This window comes from Streptomyces montanus (assembly GCF_005786655.1).
Classification (GTDB): Bacteria; Actinomycetota; Actinomycetes; order Streptomycetales; family Streptomycetaceae; genus Streptomyces; species Streptomyces sporangiiformans.
Map to the genome: position 1 here is coordinate 168,222 of NZ_VBZC01000001.1, position 16,361 is coordinate 184,582.

Annotated in this window: 19 protein-coding genes, 1 tRNA gene and 1 pseudogene; 11 read left to right on the forward strand and 10 right to left on the reverse strand. The window is 70.9% G+C overall.

The window, feature by feature from the left end:
• The first annotated feature begins 4 nt into the window (after nucleotides 1-4).
• Genes FE633_RS00765 through FE633_RS00795 form a run of 7 tightly spaced genes read left to right on the forward strand, consistent with a single transcriptional unit; the run spans nucleotide 5 to nucleotide 7,156 of the window.
• Nucleotides 5-1,342, forward strand: a complete 1,338-nt coding sequence (locus FE633_RS00765) for a M24 family metallopeptidase (protein ID WP_138043022.1) — start codon at nucleotides 5-7, stop codon at nucleotides 1,340-1,342.
• On the forward strand, nucleotides 1,339-2,319 hold the full coding sequence (locus tag FE633_RS00770) for a thiamine pyrophosphate-dependent dehydrogenase E1 component subunit alpha (protein WP_138043023.1): 981 nt from the start codon (nucleotides 1,339-1,341) through the stop codon (nucleotides 2,317-2,319). Before FE633_RS00765 ends, FE633_RS00770 begins: the two co-directional genes overlap by 4 nt.
• A complete protein-coding gene (locus FE633_RS00775) occupies nucleotides 2,307-3,287 on the forward strand; it encodes an alpha-ketoacid dehydrogenase subunit beta (protein WP_138043024.1) in 981 nt (326 codons plus the stop codon). Before FE633_RS00770 ends, FE633_RS00775 begins: the two co-directional genes overlap by 13 nt.
• A 29-nt stretch (nucleotides 3,288-3,316) precedes the next feature.
• Nucleotides 3,317-4,681: an amidohydrolase family protein gene (locus FE633_RS00780; RefSeq protein ID WP_138043025.1), complete on the forward strand. Its 1,365-nt coding sequence runs from the start codon at nucleotides 3,317-3,319 to the stop codon at nucleotides 4,679-4,681.
• Entirely contained in the window at nucleotides 4,678-5,583 is a 906-nt protein-coding gene (locus FE633_RS00785; protein WP_138043026.1) for a cupin domain-containing protein, read from the forward strand. Before FE633_RS00780 ends, FE633_RS00785 begins: the two co-directional genes overlap by 4 nt.
• Entirely contained in the window at nucleotides 5,580-6,269 is a 690-nt protein-coding gene (locus FE633_RS00790; protein WP_138043027.1) for an SDR family NAD(P)-dependent oxidoreductase, read from the forward strand. Before FE633_RS00785 ends, FE633_RS00790 begins: the two co-directional genes overlap by 4 nt.
• Entirely contained in the window at nucleotides 6,266-7,156 is an 891-nt protein-coding gene (locus tag FE633_RS00795) for an NAD(P)-dependent oxidoreductase (protein ID WP_138043028.1), read from the forward strand. Before FE633_RS00790 ends, FE633_RS00795 begins: the two co-directional genes overlap by 4 nt.
• Before the next feature lie 61 nt (nucleotides 7,157-7,217).
• On the opposite strand, the pseudogene FE633_RS00800 reads toward FE633_RS00795, so the two are convergent.
• The 6 genes and pseudogenes from FE633_RS00800 to FE633_RS00825 all read right to left on the reverse strand — a co-directional run bounded on the left by FE633_RS00800 (nucleotide 7,218) and on the right by FE633_RS00825 (nucleotide 10,520).
• Nucleotides 7,218-7,690: pseudogene (locus FE633_RS00800) on the reverse strand (SAM-dependent methyltransferase).
• Between the two features lie 116 nt (nucleotides 7,691-7,806).
• Entirely contained in the window at nucleotides 7,807-8,475 is a 669-nt protein-coding gene (locus FE633_RS00805; RefSeq protein ID WP_138043029.1) for an HhH-GDP family DNA glycosylase, read from the reverse strand.
• The gene (locus tag FE633_RS00810) at nucleotides 8,472-8,837 is read right to left on the reverse strand and encodes a DUF3140 domain-containing protein (protein WP_138043030.1); all 366 of its coding nucleotides are present in this window, start codon (nucleotides 8,835-8,837) and stop codon (nucleotides 8,472-8,474) included. The genes FE633_RS00805 and FE633_RS00810 overlap by 4 nt, the downstream gene beginning before the upstream one ends.
• A 95-nt stretch (nucleotides 8,838-8,932) precedes the next feature.
• A complete protein-coding gene (locus FE633_RS00815) occupies nucleotides 8,933-9,412 on the reverse strand; it encodes a Dps family protein (RefSeq protein WP_138043031.1) in 480 nt (159 codons plus the stop codon).
• The gene (locus FE633_RS00820; protein WP_138043032.1) at nucleotides 9,409-9,666 is read right to left on the reverse strand and encodes a WhiB family transcriptional regulator; all 258 of its coding nucleotides are present in this window, start codon (nucleotides 9,664-9,666) and stop codon (nucleotides 9,409-9,411) included. Before FE633_RS00820 ends, FE633_RS00815 begins: the two co-directional genes overlap by 4 nt.
• A gap of 44 nt (nucleotides 9,667-9,710) precedes the next feature.
• On the reverse strand, nucleotides 9,711-10,520 hold the full coding sequence (locus FE633_RS00825) for an alpha/beta hydrolase (RefSeq protein WP_138043033.1): 810 nt from the start codon (nucleotides 10,518-10,520) through the stop codon (nucleotides 9,711-9,713).
• Between the two features lie 156 nt (nucleotides 10,521-10,676).
• On the opposite strand from FE633_RS00825, the gene FE633_RS00830 reads away from it, so the two are divergent.
• A complete protein-coding gene (locus tag FE633_RS00830) occupies nucleotides 10,677-11,450 on the forward strand; it encodes a sulfite exporter TauE/SafE family protein (RefSeq protein WP_138043034.1) in 774 nt (257 codons plus the stop codon).
• Nucleotides 11,451-11,485: 35 nt separating this feature from the next.
• The gene (locus FE633_RS00835) at nucleotides 11,486-12,235 is read left to right on the forward strand and encodes a cobalt-precorrin-6A reductase (RefSeq protein ID WP_138043035.1); all 750 of its coding nucleotides are present in this window, start codon (nucleotides 11,486-11,488) and stop codon (nucleotides 12,233-12,235) included.
• A gap of 72 nt (nucleotides 12,236-12,307) precedes the next feature.
• Here FE633_RS00835 and cobF read toward each other — a convergent pair whose 3' ends face one another.
• Both cobF and FE633_RS00845 read right to left on the reverse strand, forming a co-directional pair.
• Nucleotides 12,308-13,078, reverse strand: a complete 771-nt coding sequence (gene cobF, locus FE633_RS00840) for a precorrin-6A synthase (deacetylating) (RefSeq protein WP_138043036.1) — start codon at nucleotides 13,076-13,078, stop codon at nucleotides 12,308-12,310.
• 125 nt (nucleotides 13,079-13,203) lie between these two features.
• Complete coding sequence (locus tag FE633_RS00845) at nucleotides 13,204-13,716, reverse strand: DUF309 domain-containing protein (RefSeq protein WP_138043037.1); 513 nt, start codon at nucleotides 13,714-13,716, stop codon at nucleotides 13,204-13,206.
• A gap of 101 nt (nucleotides 13,717-13,817) precedes the next feature.
• Between FE633_RS00845 and FE633_RS00850 the strand changes: the two genes are divergently transcribed.
• Nucleotides 13,818-13,891, forward strand: a tRNA-Pro gene (locus FE633_RS00850).
• Nucleotides 13,892-13,907: 16 nt separating this feature from the next.
• Here the strand turns inward: FE633_RS00850 and FE633_RS00855 are convergent.
• Nucleotides 13,908-14,534 carry a TetR/AcrR family transcriptional regulator gene (locus tag FE633_RS00855; RefSeq protein WP_138043038.1) on the reverse strand — a complete coding sequence of 209 codons (627 nt, stop codon included), beginning with the start codon at nucleotides 14,532-14,534 and terminating at the stop codon, nucleotides 13,908-13,910.
• A gap of 23 nt (nucleotides 14,535-14,557) precedes the next feature.
• On the opposite strand from FE633_RS00855, the gene FE633_RS46975 reads away from it, so the two are divergent.
• A complete protein-coding gene (locus FE633_RS46975; RefSeq protein ID WP_246113343.1) occupies nucleotides 14,558-15,511 on the forward strand; it encodes a fibronectin type III-like domain-contianing protein in 954 nt (317 codons plus the stop codon).
• 11 nt (nucleotides 15,512-15,522) lie between these two features.
• On the opposite strand, the gene FE633_RS00865 is transcribed toward FE633_RS46975, so the two are convergent.
• Entirely contained in the window at nucleotides 15,523-16,293 is a 771-nt protein-coding gene (locus FE633_RS00865; RefSeq protein ID WP_138043146.1) for a class II aldolase/adducin family protein, read from the reverse strand.
• Nucleotides 16,294-16,361 lie beyond the last annotated feature (68 nt).

The window sequence follows — 16,361 nt, forward strand, 5'->3', positions numbered from 1 at the left end:
CGCCATGGCGATCCGCACTTTCGGCCCCAATGCCGTCGACTGGGAAGAGCGTGTCGACCTGGACAGGCTGCGCAAGGAACGGCTGGCGCGGCTGAACGCGGCGCTGAACCGTTCCGAGCTGGGCGCGCTGCTGAGCTTCGACTTCTCCAACATCCGCTACATGTCGTCCACCCACATCGGCACGTGGGCCATGGACAAGCTGATCCGCTTCGCGCTGCTCGTCCGCGGCGGCGAACCGGTCGTCTGGGACTTCGGCTCCGCGGCCCGCCACCATCAGCTCTACAACCCGTGGCTGGACTACAGCGACGGCAAGGGCGGCCCGCCCACGGGCGCCCGCGCCGGGATCTCGACGCTCCGGGGCGCCTTCCATCCGGATGCCGGGATCGCCGAGGACGTCGCCGCGAAGATCGCCGAGGTGCTGCGCGAACACGGCCTGGCCGGCGAGCCGTTGGGCGTCGACCTGGCCGAGATGCCCGTACTCCAGGCACTCAAGGACCAGGGCATCGACGTCGTCGACGGCCAGCAGGTCTTCCTGGAGGCCCGCCGCATCAAGACCTCCGACGAGATCTCCCTGCTCACCCAGGCCTGCTCGATGGTCGACGCGGCGTACGAGGAGCTGTACGGCCACCTGCGGCCGGGCGTGCGCGAGAACGAATGTGTCGGACTCGTCAGCAAGGTCCTCTACGACCTGGGCAGCGAATACGTCGAGGGCGTCAACGCCATCTCGGGGGAGCGCTGTTCACCGCACCCGCACGTCTACAGCGACCGCCTGATCCGTCCCGGCGACCCCGCCTTCTTCGACATCCTGCACAGCCACCTCGGCTACCGCACCTGCTACTACCGCACGTTCGCCGTCGGCAGCGCCTCCGCCGCGCAGCGCGACGCGTACGTCCGCTGCCGCGCCTACATGGACGAGGCCATCGCCCTGGTGCGGCCGGGCGCCACGACCGCCGACATCGTCCGGGTCTGGCCGCGCGCCGAGGAGTTCGGCTTCCCCGACGAGACCGCCGCGTTCGCGCTGCAGTACGGGCACGGCGTGGGCCTGTCGATCTGGGAGAAGCCCATCTTCAGCCGCCTCGTGTCGCTCGACCACCCCGAAGTCCTCGAACAGGGCATGGTGTTCGCGCTGGAGACGTACTGGCCGGCGGCGGACGGCTGGTCGGCCGCCCGGATCGAGGAGGAAGTCGTCGTCACGGCCGACGGCTGCGAGGTGATCACCAAGTTCCCGGCCGAGGAACTGCTCGTGGCGGGCCGCAAGTACTGGACGGTCGGCGGCGAGCTCAACACGAGGCGTGAGGCGCAGTCCCACCTCAACACCCGCGAGGGCAGGGGCGAGCCATGACGAACGCGGCCCAACTCCTCGCGCTCTACGAGCAGATGGCCGTGATCCGGCGTACGGAGAAGGCCGCCCACGACCTGTTCATGTCCGGCCTCGTCAAGGGCACCACCCACCTCGCCTCCGGCCACGAGGCCATCGCCGTCGGCGCGAGCGCGGCACTCCGGGACGACGACTACGTGTTCGCGACCTACCGGGGCCACCACCACGCGCTGGCCCGCGGCGCCACCCCCGAGGAATGCCTCGCCGAACTGATGAGCCGTGCCACCGGCCTGTGCAAGGCCAAGGGCGGCTCGATGCACCTCACCAAGGCGTCGGGCAACATGCTCGGCTCGTACGCCATCGTCGGCGCCCACCTCCCCATGGCGGTCGGCGCCGCCTGGTCCGCCCGGCTGCGCGGTAGCGGACAGATCGCGGTGGCCTTCTTCGGCGACGGCGCCACCAACATCGGCGCGTTCCACGAGGCGCTCAACCTGGCGGCCGTGTGGAAGCTGCCCGTGCTCTTCGTCTGCGAGAACAACCTGTACATGGAGTACACGCCGATCGCCGACGTCACCGCCGTGGCCAACCCCGCGGCGGACCGCGCTTCCGCCTACGGTATGCCCGGCGAGATCGTCGACGGCAACGACGTGGTCCTCGTCCAGGAGGCCGTGGGCCGGCTGGCGGACCGGGCCCGGGCGGGGGACGGGCCCAGCCTGCTGGAGGCGCAGACCTACCGGCACTTCGGCCACAGCCGCGCCGACCCGGCCAGTTACCGGCCGGCGGAGGAGGTGGAGCGCTGGCTCAAGCACGACCCGCTGGACGTCGCCCGCGGCCGCCTCGCCGAACTCGGCGTGCCCGCGGACGCGGCCACCGAGGCCGACGAACGCGCCAACAGCCTCGTACAGCAGGCCGTCGAGGCCGCGAAGAACGCCCCCGCGCCCGATCCGCGCGAGGCGCTGACCGACGTATGGGCCGACGGAGGTGCGGCGTGGCGGACGTGATCACCTACCGCGAGGCCGTCGCCGAAGGCATCGCACGTGAGATGCGGCGCGATCCGGCGGTCGTCTGCCTGGGCGAGGACATCGGCGCCGCGGGCGGGGTGTTCAAGACGACCGTCGGACTGCACAAGGAGTTCGGACCCGAGCGGGTGTGGGACACGCCGATCTCCGAACAGGCCATCGTCGGGGCGGCGATGGGCGCCGCGATGACGGGGATGCGGCCCATCGCCGAGATCATGTTCTCGGACTTCCTCGCCTGCTGCTGGGACTACCTCGCCAACGAGATCCCCAAGGTCCGCTACATGACGGGAGGCCAGGTCACCGTGCCGCTCGTGGTGCGCACGGCCAACGGCGGCGGTCTCGGCTTCGGCGCGCAGCACTCCCAGGCGACCGAGAACTGGGCGTTCACCGTGCCCGGACTGAAGATCGCGGCACCCGCCACACCCGCGGACGTGATCGGCATGATGGCGGCCGCCGTCCGCAGCGACGACCCCGTGGTCTTCTTCGAGCACAAGGGGCTCCTCGCGACGAAGGGGCCGCCCGCGCCACTGGACCACGTCGTCGAGCTGGGGCGGGCCGCCGTCGTGCGCGAGGGCGCAGACGTCACGCTCGTCGCCCTCGCCTCGATGGTGCCCGTGGCGCTGACGGCGGCCGAGCGGCTGGCCGAGGAACACATCGACGCCGAGGTGATCGACCTGCGCTGCCTGGTGCCGCTCGACACCCGGACGGTGCTCGGCTCCCTCGCGAAGACCTCGCGGCTCGTGACCGTCGAGGAGAACCCCTACCAGGGCGGGTGGGGCGCAACACTTGTATCGGTCGTCGCCGATGAGGGATTCGGCCTCCTCGACGCGCCCGTACGCAGGGTGGCGGCCGAGTGCGTGCCGCTGCCCTTCGCGGACGCGCTCGAAGAGCAGGTCATCCCCACCGTCGACAAGGTCGAGGCCTCGGTCCGCGACCTCACCAGCTACTGAACCCGGCACGGAGAAAGGCGGGTAGCGCGATGACCAAACGAATGCTCCTGCGCGCGGGCCATGTGATCTCGATGGACCCCGGCATCGGGGACCTGCCCCGGGGAGACGTCCTGATCGAGGACGGCAGGATCGCGGCGGTCGAACCGGAGATCGCCGCCGAAGTGGACGCCGAAGTCCTGGACATGACGGACCGCATCGTCATGCCGGGCTTCGTCGACACCCACCGCCACACCTGGGAGGCGCCCATCAGGGGCTGCGCGCCCGACGCCACACTCGACGACTACTTCGTCGAGGTACTCGACACCTTCGCACCCGTCTACGGCCCCGAGGACGTGTACGCGGGCAACCTGGCGGGCTCTCTGGAATGCCTGAACGCCGGGATCACCACGCTCGTCGACTGGTCGCACATCAACAACACGCCCGAGCACCCGGACGCCGCCGTGCAGGCGCTGAGCGAGACCGGGATCCGCGCCCAGTACGCGTACGGCAGCGCCAACACCTCGCTCGCGGACTACTGGTTCGAGAGCAAGATCGCCATGCCCGGCGACGACGTACGCCGGGTGAGGGAGCGTCACTTCCCGTCCGGTGACGGCTTGTTGACCATGGGTCTGGCGACCCGCGGCCCGGGCTTCTGCGTCAACGACGTCGTCGACGCCGAGTGGCGGCTCGCACGCGAGCTGGACATCCCGATCACCGTGCACGTCGGCATGGGCCGGCTGGCCGGACGCTTCGGGATGGTCAGGCAACTGCACGACCTCGGGCTGCTCGGCTCCGACACCACCTACGTCCACTGCTGCTACTTCAGCGAGGAGGAGTGGCGGATGGTCGCCGACAGCGGCGGCACGGTCTCCATCGCGCCGCAGGTGGAGACGCAGATGGGGCACGGCTGGCCGCCCGTGATGAAGGCGATCGAGTACGGGCTGCGGCCGAGTCTGAGCATCGACGTGGTCACCACCGTGCCCGGCGACATGTTCACCCAGATCCGCGCGGCCTTCGGGGCCGAGCGCGCCCGGGTGAACGCGGAGTGCTGGCAGGCCGACACCCCCGTTCCCGAAACGATGCTGACGGCACGTCGGATGCTCGAGATCGCGACAGTCAACGGCGCGCATGTCGCGGGACTCGAGCAGCGCACCGGCTCACTGACCCCGGGCAAGCGCGCCGACGTCGTCGCGATCGACGCGACCGCCCTCAACATCGCGCCCCTGATCGACCCGGTCGCCGCGGTGACGCTGTGCGCGGACGTGTCCAACGTCGAGACGGTCATCGTCGACGGCACGGTCCACAAACGGGACGGCCGGCTGCTCGCCGACTCCGCGCGGGCGCGGCGTCTGGTCGAGGAGTCCCGCGACCGTCTCGCGGCGGCGGTCGAGAAGCGGAAGAGGCAGCCGGCGTGACGCACTACGTCGTACAGCGGGCGGCGGACGCCACGTTCGCCGTTCCGCCTCAACTGCCCTACAGCAGCAGGGGATTCAGGCGGCGGACGGTCGTCGACGAGGCGGACGGCGCCGTGCACACCGGCTTCGGCGTCTGCGAGCTGGCGCCCGACGGGGCGATCGGCGCGCATGTGCACGCGTACGAGGAGTCCTTCCACGTCCTGTCGGGGACGGTGATCCTCGATGTGCCGGAGGGCGCGTACCTGCTCGAGGAAGGCGACTACGGGGTGCTCCCGACCGGCGTGCCGCACGCCTGGCGTGGCGCCGGGGACACCGTCGCGCGCTGGGCCGACATGCTCGCGCCGGTGCCGCGCGCACGGTACGAGTACGACACCCAGGTGGTGCCCGCGCTGACGGCGGCCGGCACCCGCGAGCCGGTCCGGATCGACGTACGCGATCCGCGCACCCGCTCGTTCGGCCACTTCGAGGCCGCCCAGATGGAACCCGGCAAGCAGTCCCAGGAACTGCTCGCGGTGTCGGCGAGCATGCGCACGGCGCTGCTCGTCTACAGCGGCATCACCGTGAAGATGATGGTGGACACGGACCTGGGCGCGGTGGCCTCGACGATGTTCATGGTGCAGTACGCGGCCGACGGCGTCGTGGGCGGGCACGACCACCCCTTCGAGGAGACGTATCTGATCGTCGAGGGCGCCGTGGACGCCACCTTCGACGGCGAGCGGCACCGGCTCGGGGTGGGCGACGCGGCCTGGGCGGGCGCCGGCTGTGTGCACAGCTTCGTCAACGTCGGGCCGGGCCCGGTGCGTTGGCTGGAGACGCAGGCACCGCAGCCTCCGTCACGCCACTCCTATCGATTCACCCGGGACTGGGACTATCTGCGTGCGGCACTGAAGGAGCAGCCATGAGCAGCGTGGTGGTGATCGGGGGTACAGCAGGTATCGGGCGCGAGATCGCACGGTTCCGCGCCGCGCGCGGTGACGACGTCGTGCTCACCGGGCGCGACGCGCACCGCGCCGACACCGTCGCCAAGGAGATCGGCGCGCGGGGACTGGCCCTCGACCTGTCCCGGCCCCATGACATCGCTTCTGCCCTGACGGACATCGAGCGCGTCGACCATCTCGTCCTCGTCGGCATCTCGCGCGACCAGAACCTCGTCGCCGAGTACGACATCGACGCCGCGCTGCACCTCGTGACGCTCAAGCTCGTCGGATACACCGAGGTGGTACATGCGCTGCTGCCGCGGATGAGCGATCAGAGCGCCGTCGTGATCTTCGGCGGGCAGGCCAAGGAACGGCCCTACCCGGGCGCGACGACCGTCGCGACCGTGAACGCCGGCGTGACCGGGCTGGTGCGCACCCTCGCGACCGAACTCGCCCCGATCCGGGTGAACGCCGTCCACCCGGGCATCGTCGGCGACAGCCCGTTCTGGGCGGGCAAGCCGGCCGAGGTGCTGGAGAACTACCGTGCGCAGACGCCCACGGGACAGCTGACGAGCATGCGGGACGTCGTGGACACGGTGGACTTCCTGCTGCGCAACCGCTCGGTCAACGGCGTCAATCTCAACGTGGACGGCGGGTGGCTGCTGCGATGAGTGGCGGCGACGGAGCAGGCGACCGGCGGGTCGCGCTGGTCGGCACCGGGCGTATGGGCGGTGCCATGGCGCGCCGGCTGCGCGACGCCGGCTTCGAGGTGATCGCGTACAACCGCACCCGCGCGAAGGCCGAAGCGGTCGCCGACACCGTCGCCGCGACGCCCCGCGAGGCGGCCGCGGGCGCGTGGACCGTCCTCGTCTCGCTCGCCGACGACGCGGCCGTGACCGAGGCCTACGGCGGGGACGACGGCATCGCCGCCGGGCTGCGCCCCGGGAGCGTGGTCCTGGACACGAGCACGATCGCGCCCGAGACGGTGTCGGCCCTGCACACCCTCGTCGACAAGACCGGCGCGAGCCTGCTCGACACCCCCGTCTCCGGCAGCGTCTCCTTCGTCGAACAGGGCAGGCTGACCGTGCTGGCGGGCGGCTCCGCCGAGGCGCTGGAGCGGGCCCGGCCCGTGCTCGACACGCTGGCGGCGCGGGTGTTCCACCTCGGCGACAGTGGCTCGGGCGCGGCGATGAAGCTCGCGGTGAACTCCGTCGTCCACGCCCTCAACCAGGCCCTGTCCGAGGCGCTGGTCCTCGCCGAGCGGGCCGGTGTGCCGAGAGAGTCCGCGTACGAGGTGTTCGCCGCGAGTGCCGCGGGGGCGCCCTTCGTGCACTACAAGAAGGACGCCTATCTGCACCCGGAGGACACCCCCGTGGCCTTCACCCTCGAACTGGTCGCCAAGGACCTGGACTTGATCCTTGGGCTCGCCGAGCGGGTGGGCGCGCCCATGCAACAGGCCTACGTCAACGGCCGGTTGGCCCGAGCCGCAGCCGAAGCGGGCTTCGCGGAACGCGACCTGAGCGCGATGGCGGAGTTCCTCAGGTCCGGTCGGGCGTGAGGGCCTCAGCCCCTTCGGCGTTCCCTCAGCCCTTTGGCGTTCCTCGGCCTTCGGCGTTCCCTCAGCGCTTGAGACCGACCCCGCCGTACAGCGGAACGGGTGCGTCGCCGGTGAGGGTCTCCGTCTCATCCTCCGCGAGTTCCGGATGCCACCGCGACACGGACACGATCCCCGGATCGACCAGCTCAAGTCCCTTGAAGAAGCGGCCCGCTTCGGCGTGCGAGCGGGCCACCAGGGTCACGCCTCCCGCCGTGTACGTGGCGATGCCCCGCTCCACGGTCTGGGGGTCGAAGTCGGCGGTCAACGCGGACAGGACCAGGCAACTGCCCGGCGCCAGCGCGTCGGCCAGGGTGTCCACCAGGTACGCCGGTCTGGGCGATCTGGTGGAGGTTGGGCTCCGTGGGAATCCCGCTGCCGATGTCGAGGAACTGCCGGATCCCGGTCTCCCGGACGATCCAGCGGGTGGCAGTTGTCCTTGCCTCCCAGGTACCAGTCGTACACCCGCGCCGGATGCGGCTTGCTCGTGTCGATCAACCGGGTGGCGGGTTCGCCGACGGGCTCGGTCCGGTCATGCGACTCCTCTGCTCGTCGTGACGTACGAGCAGTGTGACACCGTCACCCGGGCCGTCGAACCCCTCGAACCCCGTTGCTCAGGCCGCCTTCGAGGAACCTTGCCCGGCGCGCCGCAGGCACTCCTCCACGACCTTCTTGTCGAGCGCGGCGCGCACCAACGCGGCTGCCAGCACGACCGGTTCGGTGCCACCGGCGAGTTTCACCAGACGGTCGGGATCCTTGGGCAGCCCGAGCCGTTCCGCGCCCTGCAGCGCCTTCGCGTCGAGATACGGCGCGACCTCGGACCAGACCCGCTGCACCTCACGCAGGAAGATGTCCACGCCCGCCGGACCGAGCCCCGGTATCTCCCGCAGCAGTGACCGCAGTTCGTCGAGGTCACCGTCCGCCGTGTCCCGCATCCGCCGCAGATCGCCGCCCCAGCGCTCCGTCAACAGCTCGGCGCCATCGCCGAGTTGAGTCGCCGTGCGTTCGTCATAGCGCCGGTAGCCGCCTTCGCCCAGCGCGTCGACCCGTTCCTGCCAACTCGCGTCGCCCATCCGGCGCGGATCGCGCAGCCCGGCCTCGTACAGCGCGCGCGTGGTCGCCACGGCGACGGAACCGCGGATACGCGCGCTGAGGAGGCAGGCCATGACCATGGTGCGGTACAGCGGCTGCGGCGTGTTCCGCAGCGTGATGCCCGCCTCCTCGGCGAACGTCGTGCCGTGTTCGGAGACCAGCGCCTCCACGATCCGGCTGTGCCTGGTCATGACGGCACCCTGAGCGGATCATGCCCCAGCGTCATCAGCCGATGGCGCCGCCGGGTCTCCTCGGCCTCGTGCTCCTGCCCGGGGCCCGTCTGGTCCATCCGGTCCGCCTGTTCGGTCTCTTCCGTGACGGTGTCCACGACCCCGTACATGACGTTGATGTCGTCCTCGGTGAGGTCCGTACGGCGCTTCTGGAGGATTTCCAGGACATGCTGACCGGTGGGTGACCCCGCGTGCTCCGGCAGTGGTTCGGCCTCCTCGCCCACGTCAAGCGCCGTCAGCCAGGCGGCCAGCTCCTGCGAGGTCATGTTCACCACGCGGTGGAACTCGTCCCACAGCGCGTCGAGTTCGAGGGCGTCGGTCATGGCGTAACCCCCTTTCGGTCGTGCGCCTCTTGGTCGGTGAGCCGCTTCGTCGTTGTGGGCGCCTCCTCCCTCGGCGTCGTGGGCCCCCTCGGACGTCAGCTCGGCCAGTCCTCGGCCTGGAACATCCAGCGGTGCTTCTCGAGCTCGGCCGTGAGACCGATCAGCAGGTCCTGGGTGACGCGATCGGCTTCGTCCGTCGCGTCGATCCGCTCCCGCAGCTGCCCGATGACCGTCTCCAGGGCCTCGATGAGCAGGCTGACGACCTCGGTGTCCTGGACCCAGCCGCCGTCCTTCGGGCCCTGCAGGGCGCAGGTCGCGGCGATGGTCTCGGGCCGTCCGTCGGGAGGGATGCCGAGTGCCGCCGCACGTTCCGCCACCGTGTCGGAGTACGTACGTGCCGTCGCGACGACCTCGTCGATCTGCAGATGGATCGAGCGGAATCGTGGGCCCACGATGTTCCAGTGGGCCTGCTTGCCGATGAGTGAGAGGCCGAGCAGGTCCACCAGGGTGCCCTGCAGGGCGTCCCCGACCACCTGACGTGCGGGGTCGGGGAGGGTGCTCTTCACCACAGTCATGACGCGCTTCTCCTCGTGGGTTGACCGCGAACCATACGGAGCAGCTCCGTGCGCTCTTCCTCACCGGTTCCGCCCCACACACCCGAGGTCTGTCCGGTGTCGAGCGCCCAGGTCAGGCACTCGAAGGTCACCGGGCAGCGGGCGCATACCCGCTTGGCGGCCACGACGTCCCGTACTGCGGGGCCGGTCGTGCCCACGGGGAAGAACAGTTCCGGGTCCTCATCCGCGCAGGCTGCTCTCCGCAACCACTCCATGCGGCCGCGAGTGCCCAGGGCGTATCAGTGGAAACACCCGTGCTTCAGTTCCCGAGGACGCGGTCCACGAAGCCGGTCACGTCCGCGAGAACCGCGGCCTTGTCCGTCTCGTTGAACACCTCGTGCTGGGCTCCGGCGCAGATGCGTTCGGTCCAGTCGCTGCCGCGCAGCTCCTCGACGCCCGCGCGGCTGGCGGAAATCGGCACGATCCGGTCGTCGTCGCCGTGCAGCCACAGCAGCGGAAGTGCGCCCACGTTCCCGCTCTTGGAGATGGTCTCCAGCGTACGGACGAACGCCTCCAGCGTCGGGCGCTTGAACGGGCCGTGCCAGACAAGGGGATCCGTGGCGTACGCCTCGCCGACCGACGGGTCACGCGAGAGCGTCGAGGGGTCGATGGGGACGTCGGGCAGCGGGTCGAGCGGGAGCAGCCGGTCGAGCAGCGCCCAGCTGCCGATCACCGGCCCGGACAGCACGAGGGCGGCGAGGCCCTCGCCGTACCTCTGGGCGTAACGCGCCGCGATCAGCCCGCCCATGGAGTGGCCTATCAGCACGACGGGCACCCCCGGGTACGAGGCCCGCGCCAGCCGTTCCGTCGCGTGGACGTCGGTCACCACGTCCTCGAAGTCCTCGATCAGCACCCGCTCGCCCGCCGACTTCCCGTGCCCCATGTGGTCGGGGCCGAACACCGCCGCGCCATGCCTGTTCAGTACGTCCGCCACGTACTCGTACCGGCCGATGTGCTCCCCGTAGCCATGGACCAGGAGCGCGACGTACCGCGGACGCTCCTGTGGCCACTCGCGTGCGGTGATGGCGCCTTTGGTGCCGGTGAGGGTGTGCTCGCGCGAGTCGGTCATCGCTCCTCCATCGTCGTCGGCAAAGGTTCCGGACGATCTTCCCAGGGGGGCGGGACGGCGGTCCACAGTGCAAGACCAGCGGTCCCCTACGGGCAGGGGCCACCTGGCGAGACGGTCTGCCGCGGCGAGATGCTTGCGCATAGCATCGGCCTTCGCATGAACACGATGACGCTCTGGCACATATCCGCCTGGGAGTTCGCCGCACTCGCCGCCGCGGCGATGCTCGTCGGCTTCTCGAAGACCGCGGTGAGCGGGGCCAATACGGTAAGTCTCGCGATCTTCGCGGCCGTCCTGCCCGCCCGCGCTTCGACGGGGGTACTGCTGCCCATCCTCATCGTCGGGGACGTGCTCGCCGTGCTCACCTATCGGCGGCACGCGCACTGGCCCACGCTGTGGCGGCTCTTCCCGGCGGTCGCGGCAGGCGTCGTCTTCGGCACCCTGTTCCTGATGTGGGCGGACGACGGGATCGTACGGATGTCGATCGGCGCGATCCTGCTGTTCATGGCCGGGGTCACGGTGTGGCGCCGCAGACAGGCCACGGCCGAGGAGGAGCCGGACTCGGTGACCTCGCGGGCGGGCCGGATCAAGGCTCGTTCGTACGGTGTGCTCGGAGGCTTCACCACGATGGTCGCCAACGCGGGCGGCCCCGTCATGTCGATGTATCTCCTCTCCGCCGGCTTCCGCAAGCTCGGCTTCCTGGGGACCTCGGCCTTCTTCTTCCTGATCGTCAACGTCTCCAAGGTGCCCTTCAGCGTCGGCCTCGGGCTGATCGACGGCCGCTCGCTGCTGCTGGACGCCGCCCTCGCCATGTTCGTCGTCCCGGGCGCCTTCATCGGCAAGGTCGCCGTGCACCGCATCAATCAGCGGCTCTTCGAACAGCTGGTGATCGCGGCGACGGTGGTGGGCGGAATCCAGCTTCTCCTCCGCTGAGCTTGCCGACTTCCGGGCCCCGTACGCTCGACGCCATGTCCCACCAGCACGTCCTGGTCCTCGGCGGCACGGCCGAGGCCCGTGAACTCGCCGCGTCCCTCGCCGCCCGGCCCGGCGTGCGCGTGACGACATCGCTCGCGGGCCGGGTGTCCCGGCCCGGGGCGCTCGACGGGGACGTACGCATCGGGGGGTTCGGCGGGGCGGAGGGGCTCGCGGAGTGGCTGCGCGCGCACCGTGTGGACGCCGTTGCCGACGCCACGCATCCCTTCGCGGCGGGCATCACCGCGAACGCCGCGCGGGCCGCGGCGGCCGTGGGCGTGCCGGCCGTCGTCCTGCGCCGGCCCGGCTGGGAACCGGGTCCAGGCGACCGCTGGCACTCGGTGGCGTCCCTCGCCGAGGCCGCCGATCTGCTTCCGTCGCTGGGCCGCCGCGTCTTCCTGACCACGGGCCGCCTGGGCCTGGCGGCCTTCGCGGGCGTACCTGAGCTGTACTTCCTCGTACGCTCGGTGGAGCCCCCCGGGCCGCCGATGCCGCTCCACACGGAAGTCCTGCTGGCACGCGGCCCGTTCTCGGTGGAGGGCGAGACGGCCCTTCTCCGCGAGCGCCGTATCGACGTGCTGGTCACCAAGGACAGTGGTGGCGCGTCGACGTCGGCCAAGCTGACGGCGGCCCGCGCACTCGGCCTGCCGGTCGTGGTCGTACGCCGCCCTCCGCTGCCCGAGGGCGTCACACCTGCCTCCGACGTCGCCGAGACGCTGACCCGGCTGGGCCTCAACTCGCCGTGACGGACGCGCGCATCCGCCGGACGCACGCGTCCGGCGGTCTGCCGCCCCCGCCCCGCCCCAGCCCGGGGCTTCCTATCCCCGCGGCCGCCTGCGGAGCAGGTACGTGTCCATGATCCAGCCCTTGCGCTCGCGCGCCTCGGCGCGGAGTTCGGCGATGCGGGGTGCGGTCTCCGCGAGGGGCCCCGAGGCGAGGATCTCGTCAGGGGTGCCTATGTAGGCGCCCCAGTAGATGTCGATGTCCTGGTCCGCGTACTTCTGGAAGATCTGGTGGGCGTCGAGCATGACGACGACGTCGTCGACGCCCTCGGGGAAGCCCTCGGCGAGACGCCGGCCCGTCGTGATCTGGACGGGCCGGGCGACACGGTTGAGGCCCGTACGGTGGCGGGCGACGAGGGCCGAGACACTGCTGATACCGGGCACGACGTCGTAGTCGAAGGCCACCGCACCCCGGTCGAGGATCTCCTCCAGGATCCCGAGCGTGCTGTCGTACAGCGCGGGATCGCCCCACACCAGGAACGCCCCGCTCTGGTCCTCGCCCAGCTCCTCGGCGATCAGACGCTCGTAGATGTCGGCGCGGGCGCTGCGCCAGTCGCCGACGGCGGGGGAGTAGCCCGCGCCCCCGGCGGCCCGGTCCCGCTCCGGATCCCGGGCCTCCACCAGCCGGTACGCCCTGTCCGGCAGGTGCGCGTCGAGGATGTCACGGCGCAGCCGGACGAGGTCGGACTTCACCTCGCCCTTGTCCAGGATGAAGAACACGTCCGTGCTCCGCAGAGCCTTGACCGCCTGAAGGGTCAGCTGGTCGGGGTCGCCCGCCCCGATGCCGATGACATGAATCTTTCGCACACCCCGAGTCTGCCCCACGCCACTGACAGCCCGGTCACCGCACCGGACCGGAACAGCCGGGAAAGGAAAACGAGCCGCGCCCCATACGCCCCATCATCGCGCCGCACTCGCGTACTACGCCGTTGCTACGCCGTCCTCCCGCGCAGCCGAGGAGCCCACGCCTCCGCGTCCACCGCGGCCCCCTCCCGCTCCACAGTCCCCGCCAACTCCCGTGCCCAGGCGGCGAGTCCAGGCAGATCGACGCCATGCGGCCGCTCCCGCCCGGCCTCCGCCCCCCACTCCTCGATCGCCCCGGCCCCGCGCCGCAGCAGTCGCGCCCCGCCCGTCACGTTCCCCCGAGCCGCATGCGTGAGCCCCACCGCTAGCTGCGCCAGCCCCCGCCACAGCGCTCGCTCCTCCTCGGGCCCCGACTTCCAGGCATCCTCGAAGACCTCGTGTGCGTGGAACGGTTTCCCCGCCGCCATCAGCGACTGCGCCTCGGCGACGGTTTCCTCGGGCGTGCGTACGACCCCTTCGGGCTGCCGCTCCACCCCGTCGGCCCCGTACGGCAGGGGCCGACCGAGCCCGTCCCGTGGCCGCGCGTTGCGGGCTCGCCCTTCGGCGTCCCGGTCCCGTCCGACATCAGAAGTAGCGCTCATACGCCGATTGTCCCTCGCCCCCACGCCGCTTTCGGGCCCGGCCGGGGTGTGGGGTAGAGTTCTGATTGCGCGATCACGCCGTTCACTGCGGCGGAGCGCATCGGGACGTGGCGCAGCTTGGTAGCGCACTTGACTGGGGGTCAAGGGGTCGCAGGTTCAAATCCTGTCGTCCCGACTTTTGAAGTCGCAGCTCAGGGCCGTTTTCTCAGCGATGGGAAGCGGCCCTCGTTGTGTCTGTGGGCGTGCTGGTCGCAACAGGGCTGCTTGATACAGGCGACTTGGCCGCGCGGCCGGCAGAAGCGAGGGCCCTGTTCCTGGCTCACGCGTGGGGGGCTCTGGTGCCCCTCACCGCACTTCAGCAGGGGAGCCGCGGGAGGCGGCGGGCTGGCGCCGACAGAGGACAGGGAGTCGAGGACGAGCAGCTCCAGGGCGTCGTTGAACGGGGCGGTGACCTCACCGGTGAGGTCACCGGAGTTGTCCGCGGCGGCCAGGGTGTCGCGCCCGCGGGCCATCATGGCCAGGGCCGCGTGCAGCAGGGTGGCCAGGCCCTGTCTGGGGTCGTCGTCGCCCAGCGCCCGCTCGATGGCGGGGGAGAGCTGCTCGGTGATGCTCAGCTCGACCGCGGCCCTGACCAGGGCTTCCTTGTTGGAGAAGCGGCGATAGAGCGTGGCGATACCCACCCCGGCGCGGCGGCGGGCGATGTCCTCGAGCATCGCCCCCGGACCGCACTCGGCGAACACCTCCCGCGCGGCCCGGAGGATCCTCTCGGAGTTTCGCGCGGCGTCGGCGCGCAGCCGCCGCGATGCATCGGTGGACATGGAGTGGCGCCACCGTCGCGGCGGTGGGCCGCTCACAGGAGAAGACGGCAGCAGTCGCCGCCGACGCCGGTGGCCGGGCGCACCTGGCGGACTTCGCACCGCTGGACAGCGTGCGCGGCCTCGCCGCCGACCTGCCGACCGCCTACGACCGGATCGGCATCCTGGCCAACAACGCGGGCGCCATGTTCGCCGACCACCGGACCAGCGTCGACGGTCATGAGATGTCGTTCCAGGTGAACCACCTGTCCCCGTTCCTCCTGACCAACCTGCTCCTGGACCGCCCCACCACCCCCATGGGCGTCGACGCCCCCACGATTCTCGACGCCATCCGGCAGGAGTTCCCCGGCGCCGCCGTGCGCCACGAGCCCGGGTGCCCCGTCACCGGCGAGGACCGAAGTGGCATCGAAGCGGGTGACCGCGGCCGCGACGGCCGATCTGACGGTTCTCGTCGTCGGCGACCGCTCCGGGATGTTCGGGGAGGGGACGTCGGGCGAGGGATGCGACGTCGGCGTGCTCACGCCCGGGAGTGCAGGACGACCTGGTGGAGGCCGTCCTCGACGCCGCGCGGCGGGCCGTGCTCGTCGTCGTGTCGGGCCGCCCGTACGCCATCGGCCGGCACGCCAGCCGGGCACGTACCTGGCACCCTGGCGGGCACGGCGGTGCCCCAGCTGTACCTCACCGACCCGGTCGCCTCGGTCACCCGCCCCGTCTGCCAGCTGATCGGCTTCACCCGTGTCGACCTCGCCGCACGTGAGAGCCGCGTCGTCGAGTTCCAGGTCTACATGGACATGACCGGCTTCACCGGAAGGGACCTGCGCCGACGCGTCGAACCCGGCGGGATCACGCTGACCGTCGCGCAGTCGGCGGGCGACCGGGGCTCCTCGGTGCAGGTGCGGCTGGAAGGAGACATACGCACGGTCGACCACACCAGGACGATGACCACCGCCGTCACCGTACGGCGGGACGGGAGCCGGTGACGTGGCGGCGATCAGTCCGCGTAGTCGGGGGCGATGCGTTCCAGCAGACGGAGCAGGGCCTGCCAGGCCAGATCGTAGGCCTGGCGGTCCTGGAGGTCCGAGCCGTGTTCCTCGCCGCGCAGTTGGCGGGCGGTCTGCTCGCGCACGTCGGCGGGCGGCAGGGTGAGGGGAGTGTTGCCGGCCTGGGCAGCGACCTGGATCTCGCAAGCCTTCTCCAGGTAGTACATGCGCAGGAACGCCTCGGCGGCGGTCTCGCCGACGGTGAGCAGGCCGTGGTTGCGCAGGATGAGCGCGGGGTGGTCACCGATGTCGGCGACAAGGCGCTGCTGCTCGTCGAGGTTGAGGGCCACGCCCTCGTAGTCGTGGTAGCCGATTCGCTCGTGGAACTCCATGGACATCTGGTTGACCGGCAGCAGTCCGTCCCGCTGCGCGGCGACGGCGCAACCGGCCCTGGTGTGGGTGTGCAGCACGCAGTGCGCGTCGGGCCGGGCGGCGTGGATCGCGCTGTGGATGACGAATCCGGCGGGGTTGACCGCGTGCGGGGTCGGTTCGACGGCATTGCCATGAAGGTCGATCTTGACGAGGCTGGAGGCGGTGATCTCCTCGAAGAGCAGCCCGTAGGGATTGATGAGGAAGTGGTGGTCGGGCCCCGGCAGCCGCAGCGAGATGTGGGTGAAGATCAGGTCGGTCATGCGGAAGTGCGCCACGAGCCGGTAGACGGCGGCCAGTTCGCTCCGCAGACGCTGTTCTTCCTCGCTGTGGGCCTGTTGTCCGGTGGGCATGGACGTGGCTGCGGCGGTGGGCGAGGCGGTCTCAGCGGGTGTGGCGTTGGTGGCCATGGAACTGAACT

Coding starts and splice junctions, on each gene's coding strand:
- FE633_RS00765 (WP_138043022.1), top strand. CDS start 5: ATGGCGATCCGCACTTTCGGCCCCAATGCCGTCGACTGGGAAGAGCGT.
- FE633_RS00770 (WP_138043023.1), top strand. CDS start 1,339: ATGACGAACGCGGCCCAACTCCTCGCGCTCTACGAGCAGATGGCCGTG.
- FE633_RS00780 (WP_138043025.1), top strand. CDS start 3,317: ATGACCAAACGAATGCTCCTGCGCGCGGGCCATGTGATCTCGATGGAC.
- FE633_RS00790 (WP_138043027.1), top strand. CDS start 5,580: ATGAGCAGCGTGGTGGTGATCGGGGGTACAGCAGGTATCGGGCGCGAG.
- FE633_RS00795 (WP_138043028.1), top strand. CDS start 6,266: ATGAGTGGCGGCGACGGAGCAGGCGACCGGCGGGTCGCGCTGGTCGGC.
- FE633_RS00805 (WP_138043029.1), bottom strand. CDS start 8,475: ATGACCAGGCACAGCCGGATCGTGGAGGCGCTGGTCTCCGAACACGGC.
- FE633_RS00810 (WP_138043030.1), bottom strand. CDS start 8,837: ATGACCGACGCCCTCGAACTCGACGCGCTGTGGGACGAGTTCCACCGC.
- FE633_RS00815 (WP_138043031.1), bottom strand. CDS start 9,412: ATGACTGTGGTGAAGAGCACCCTCCCCGACCCCGCACGTCAGGTGGTC.
- FE633_RS00820 (WP_138043032.1), bottom strand. CDS start 9,666: ATGGAGTGGTTGCGGAGAGCAGCCTGCGCGGATGAGGACCCGGAACTG.
- FE633_RS00825 (WP_138043033.1), bottom strand. CDS start 10,520: ATGACCGACTCGCGCGAGCACACCCTCACCGGCACCAAAGGCGCCATC.
- FE633_RS00830 (WP_138043034.1), top strand. CDS start 10,677: ATGAACACGATGACGCTCTGGCACATATCCGCCTGGGAGTTCGCCGCA.
- FE633_RS00835 (WP_138043035.1), top strand. CDS start 11,486: ATGTCCCACCAGCACGTCCTGGTCCTCGGCGGCACGGCCGAGGCCCGT.
- FE633_RS00845 (WP_138043037.1), bottom strand. CDS start 13,716: ATGAGCGCTACTTCTGATGTCGGACGGGACCGGGACGCCGAAGGGCGA.
- FE633_RS00855 (WP_138043038.1), bottom strand. CDS start 14,534: ATGTCCACCGATGCATCGCGGCGGCTGCGCGCCGACGCCGCGCGAAAC.
- FE633_RS00865 (WP_138043146.1), bottom strand. CDS start 16,293: ATGCCCACCGGACAACAGGCCCACAGCGAGGAAGAACAGCGTCTGCGG.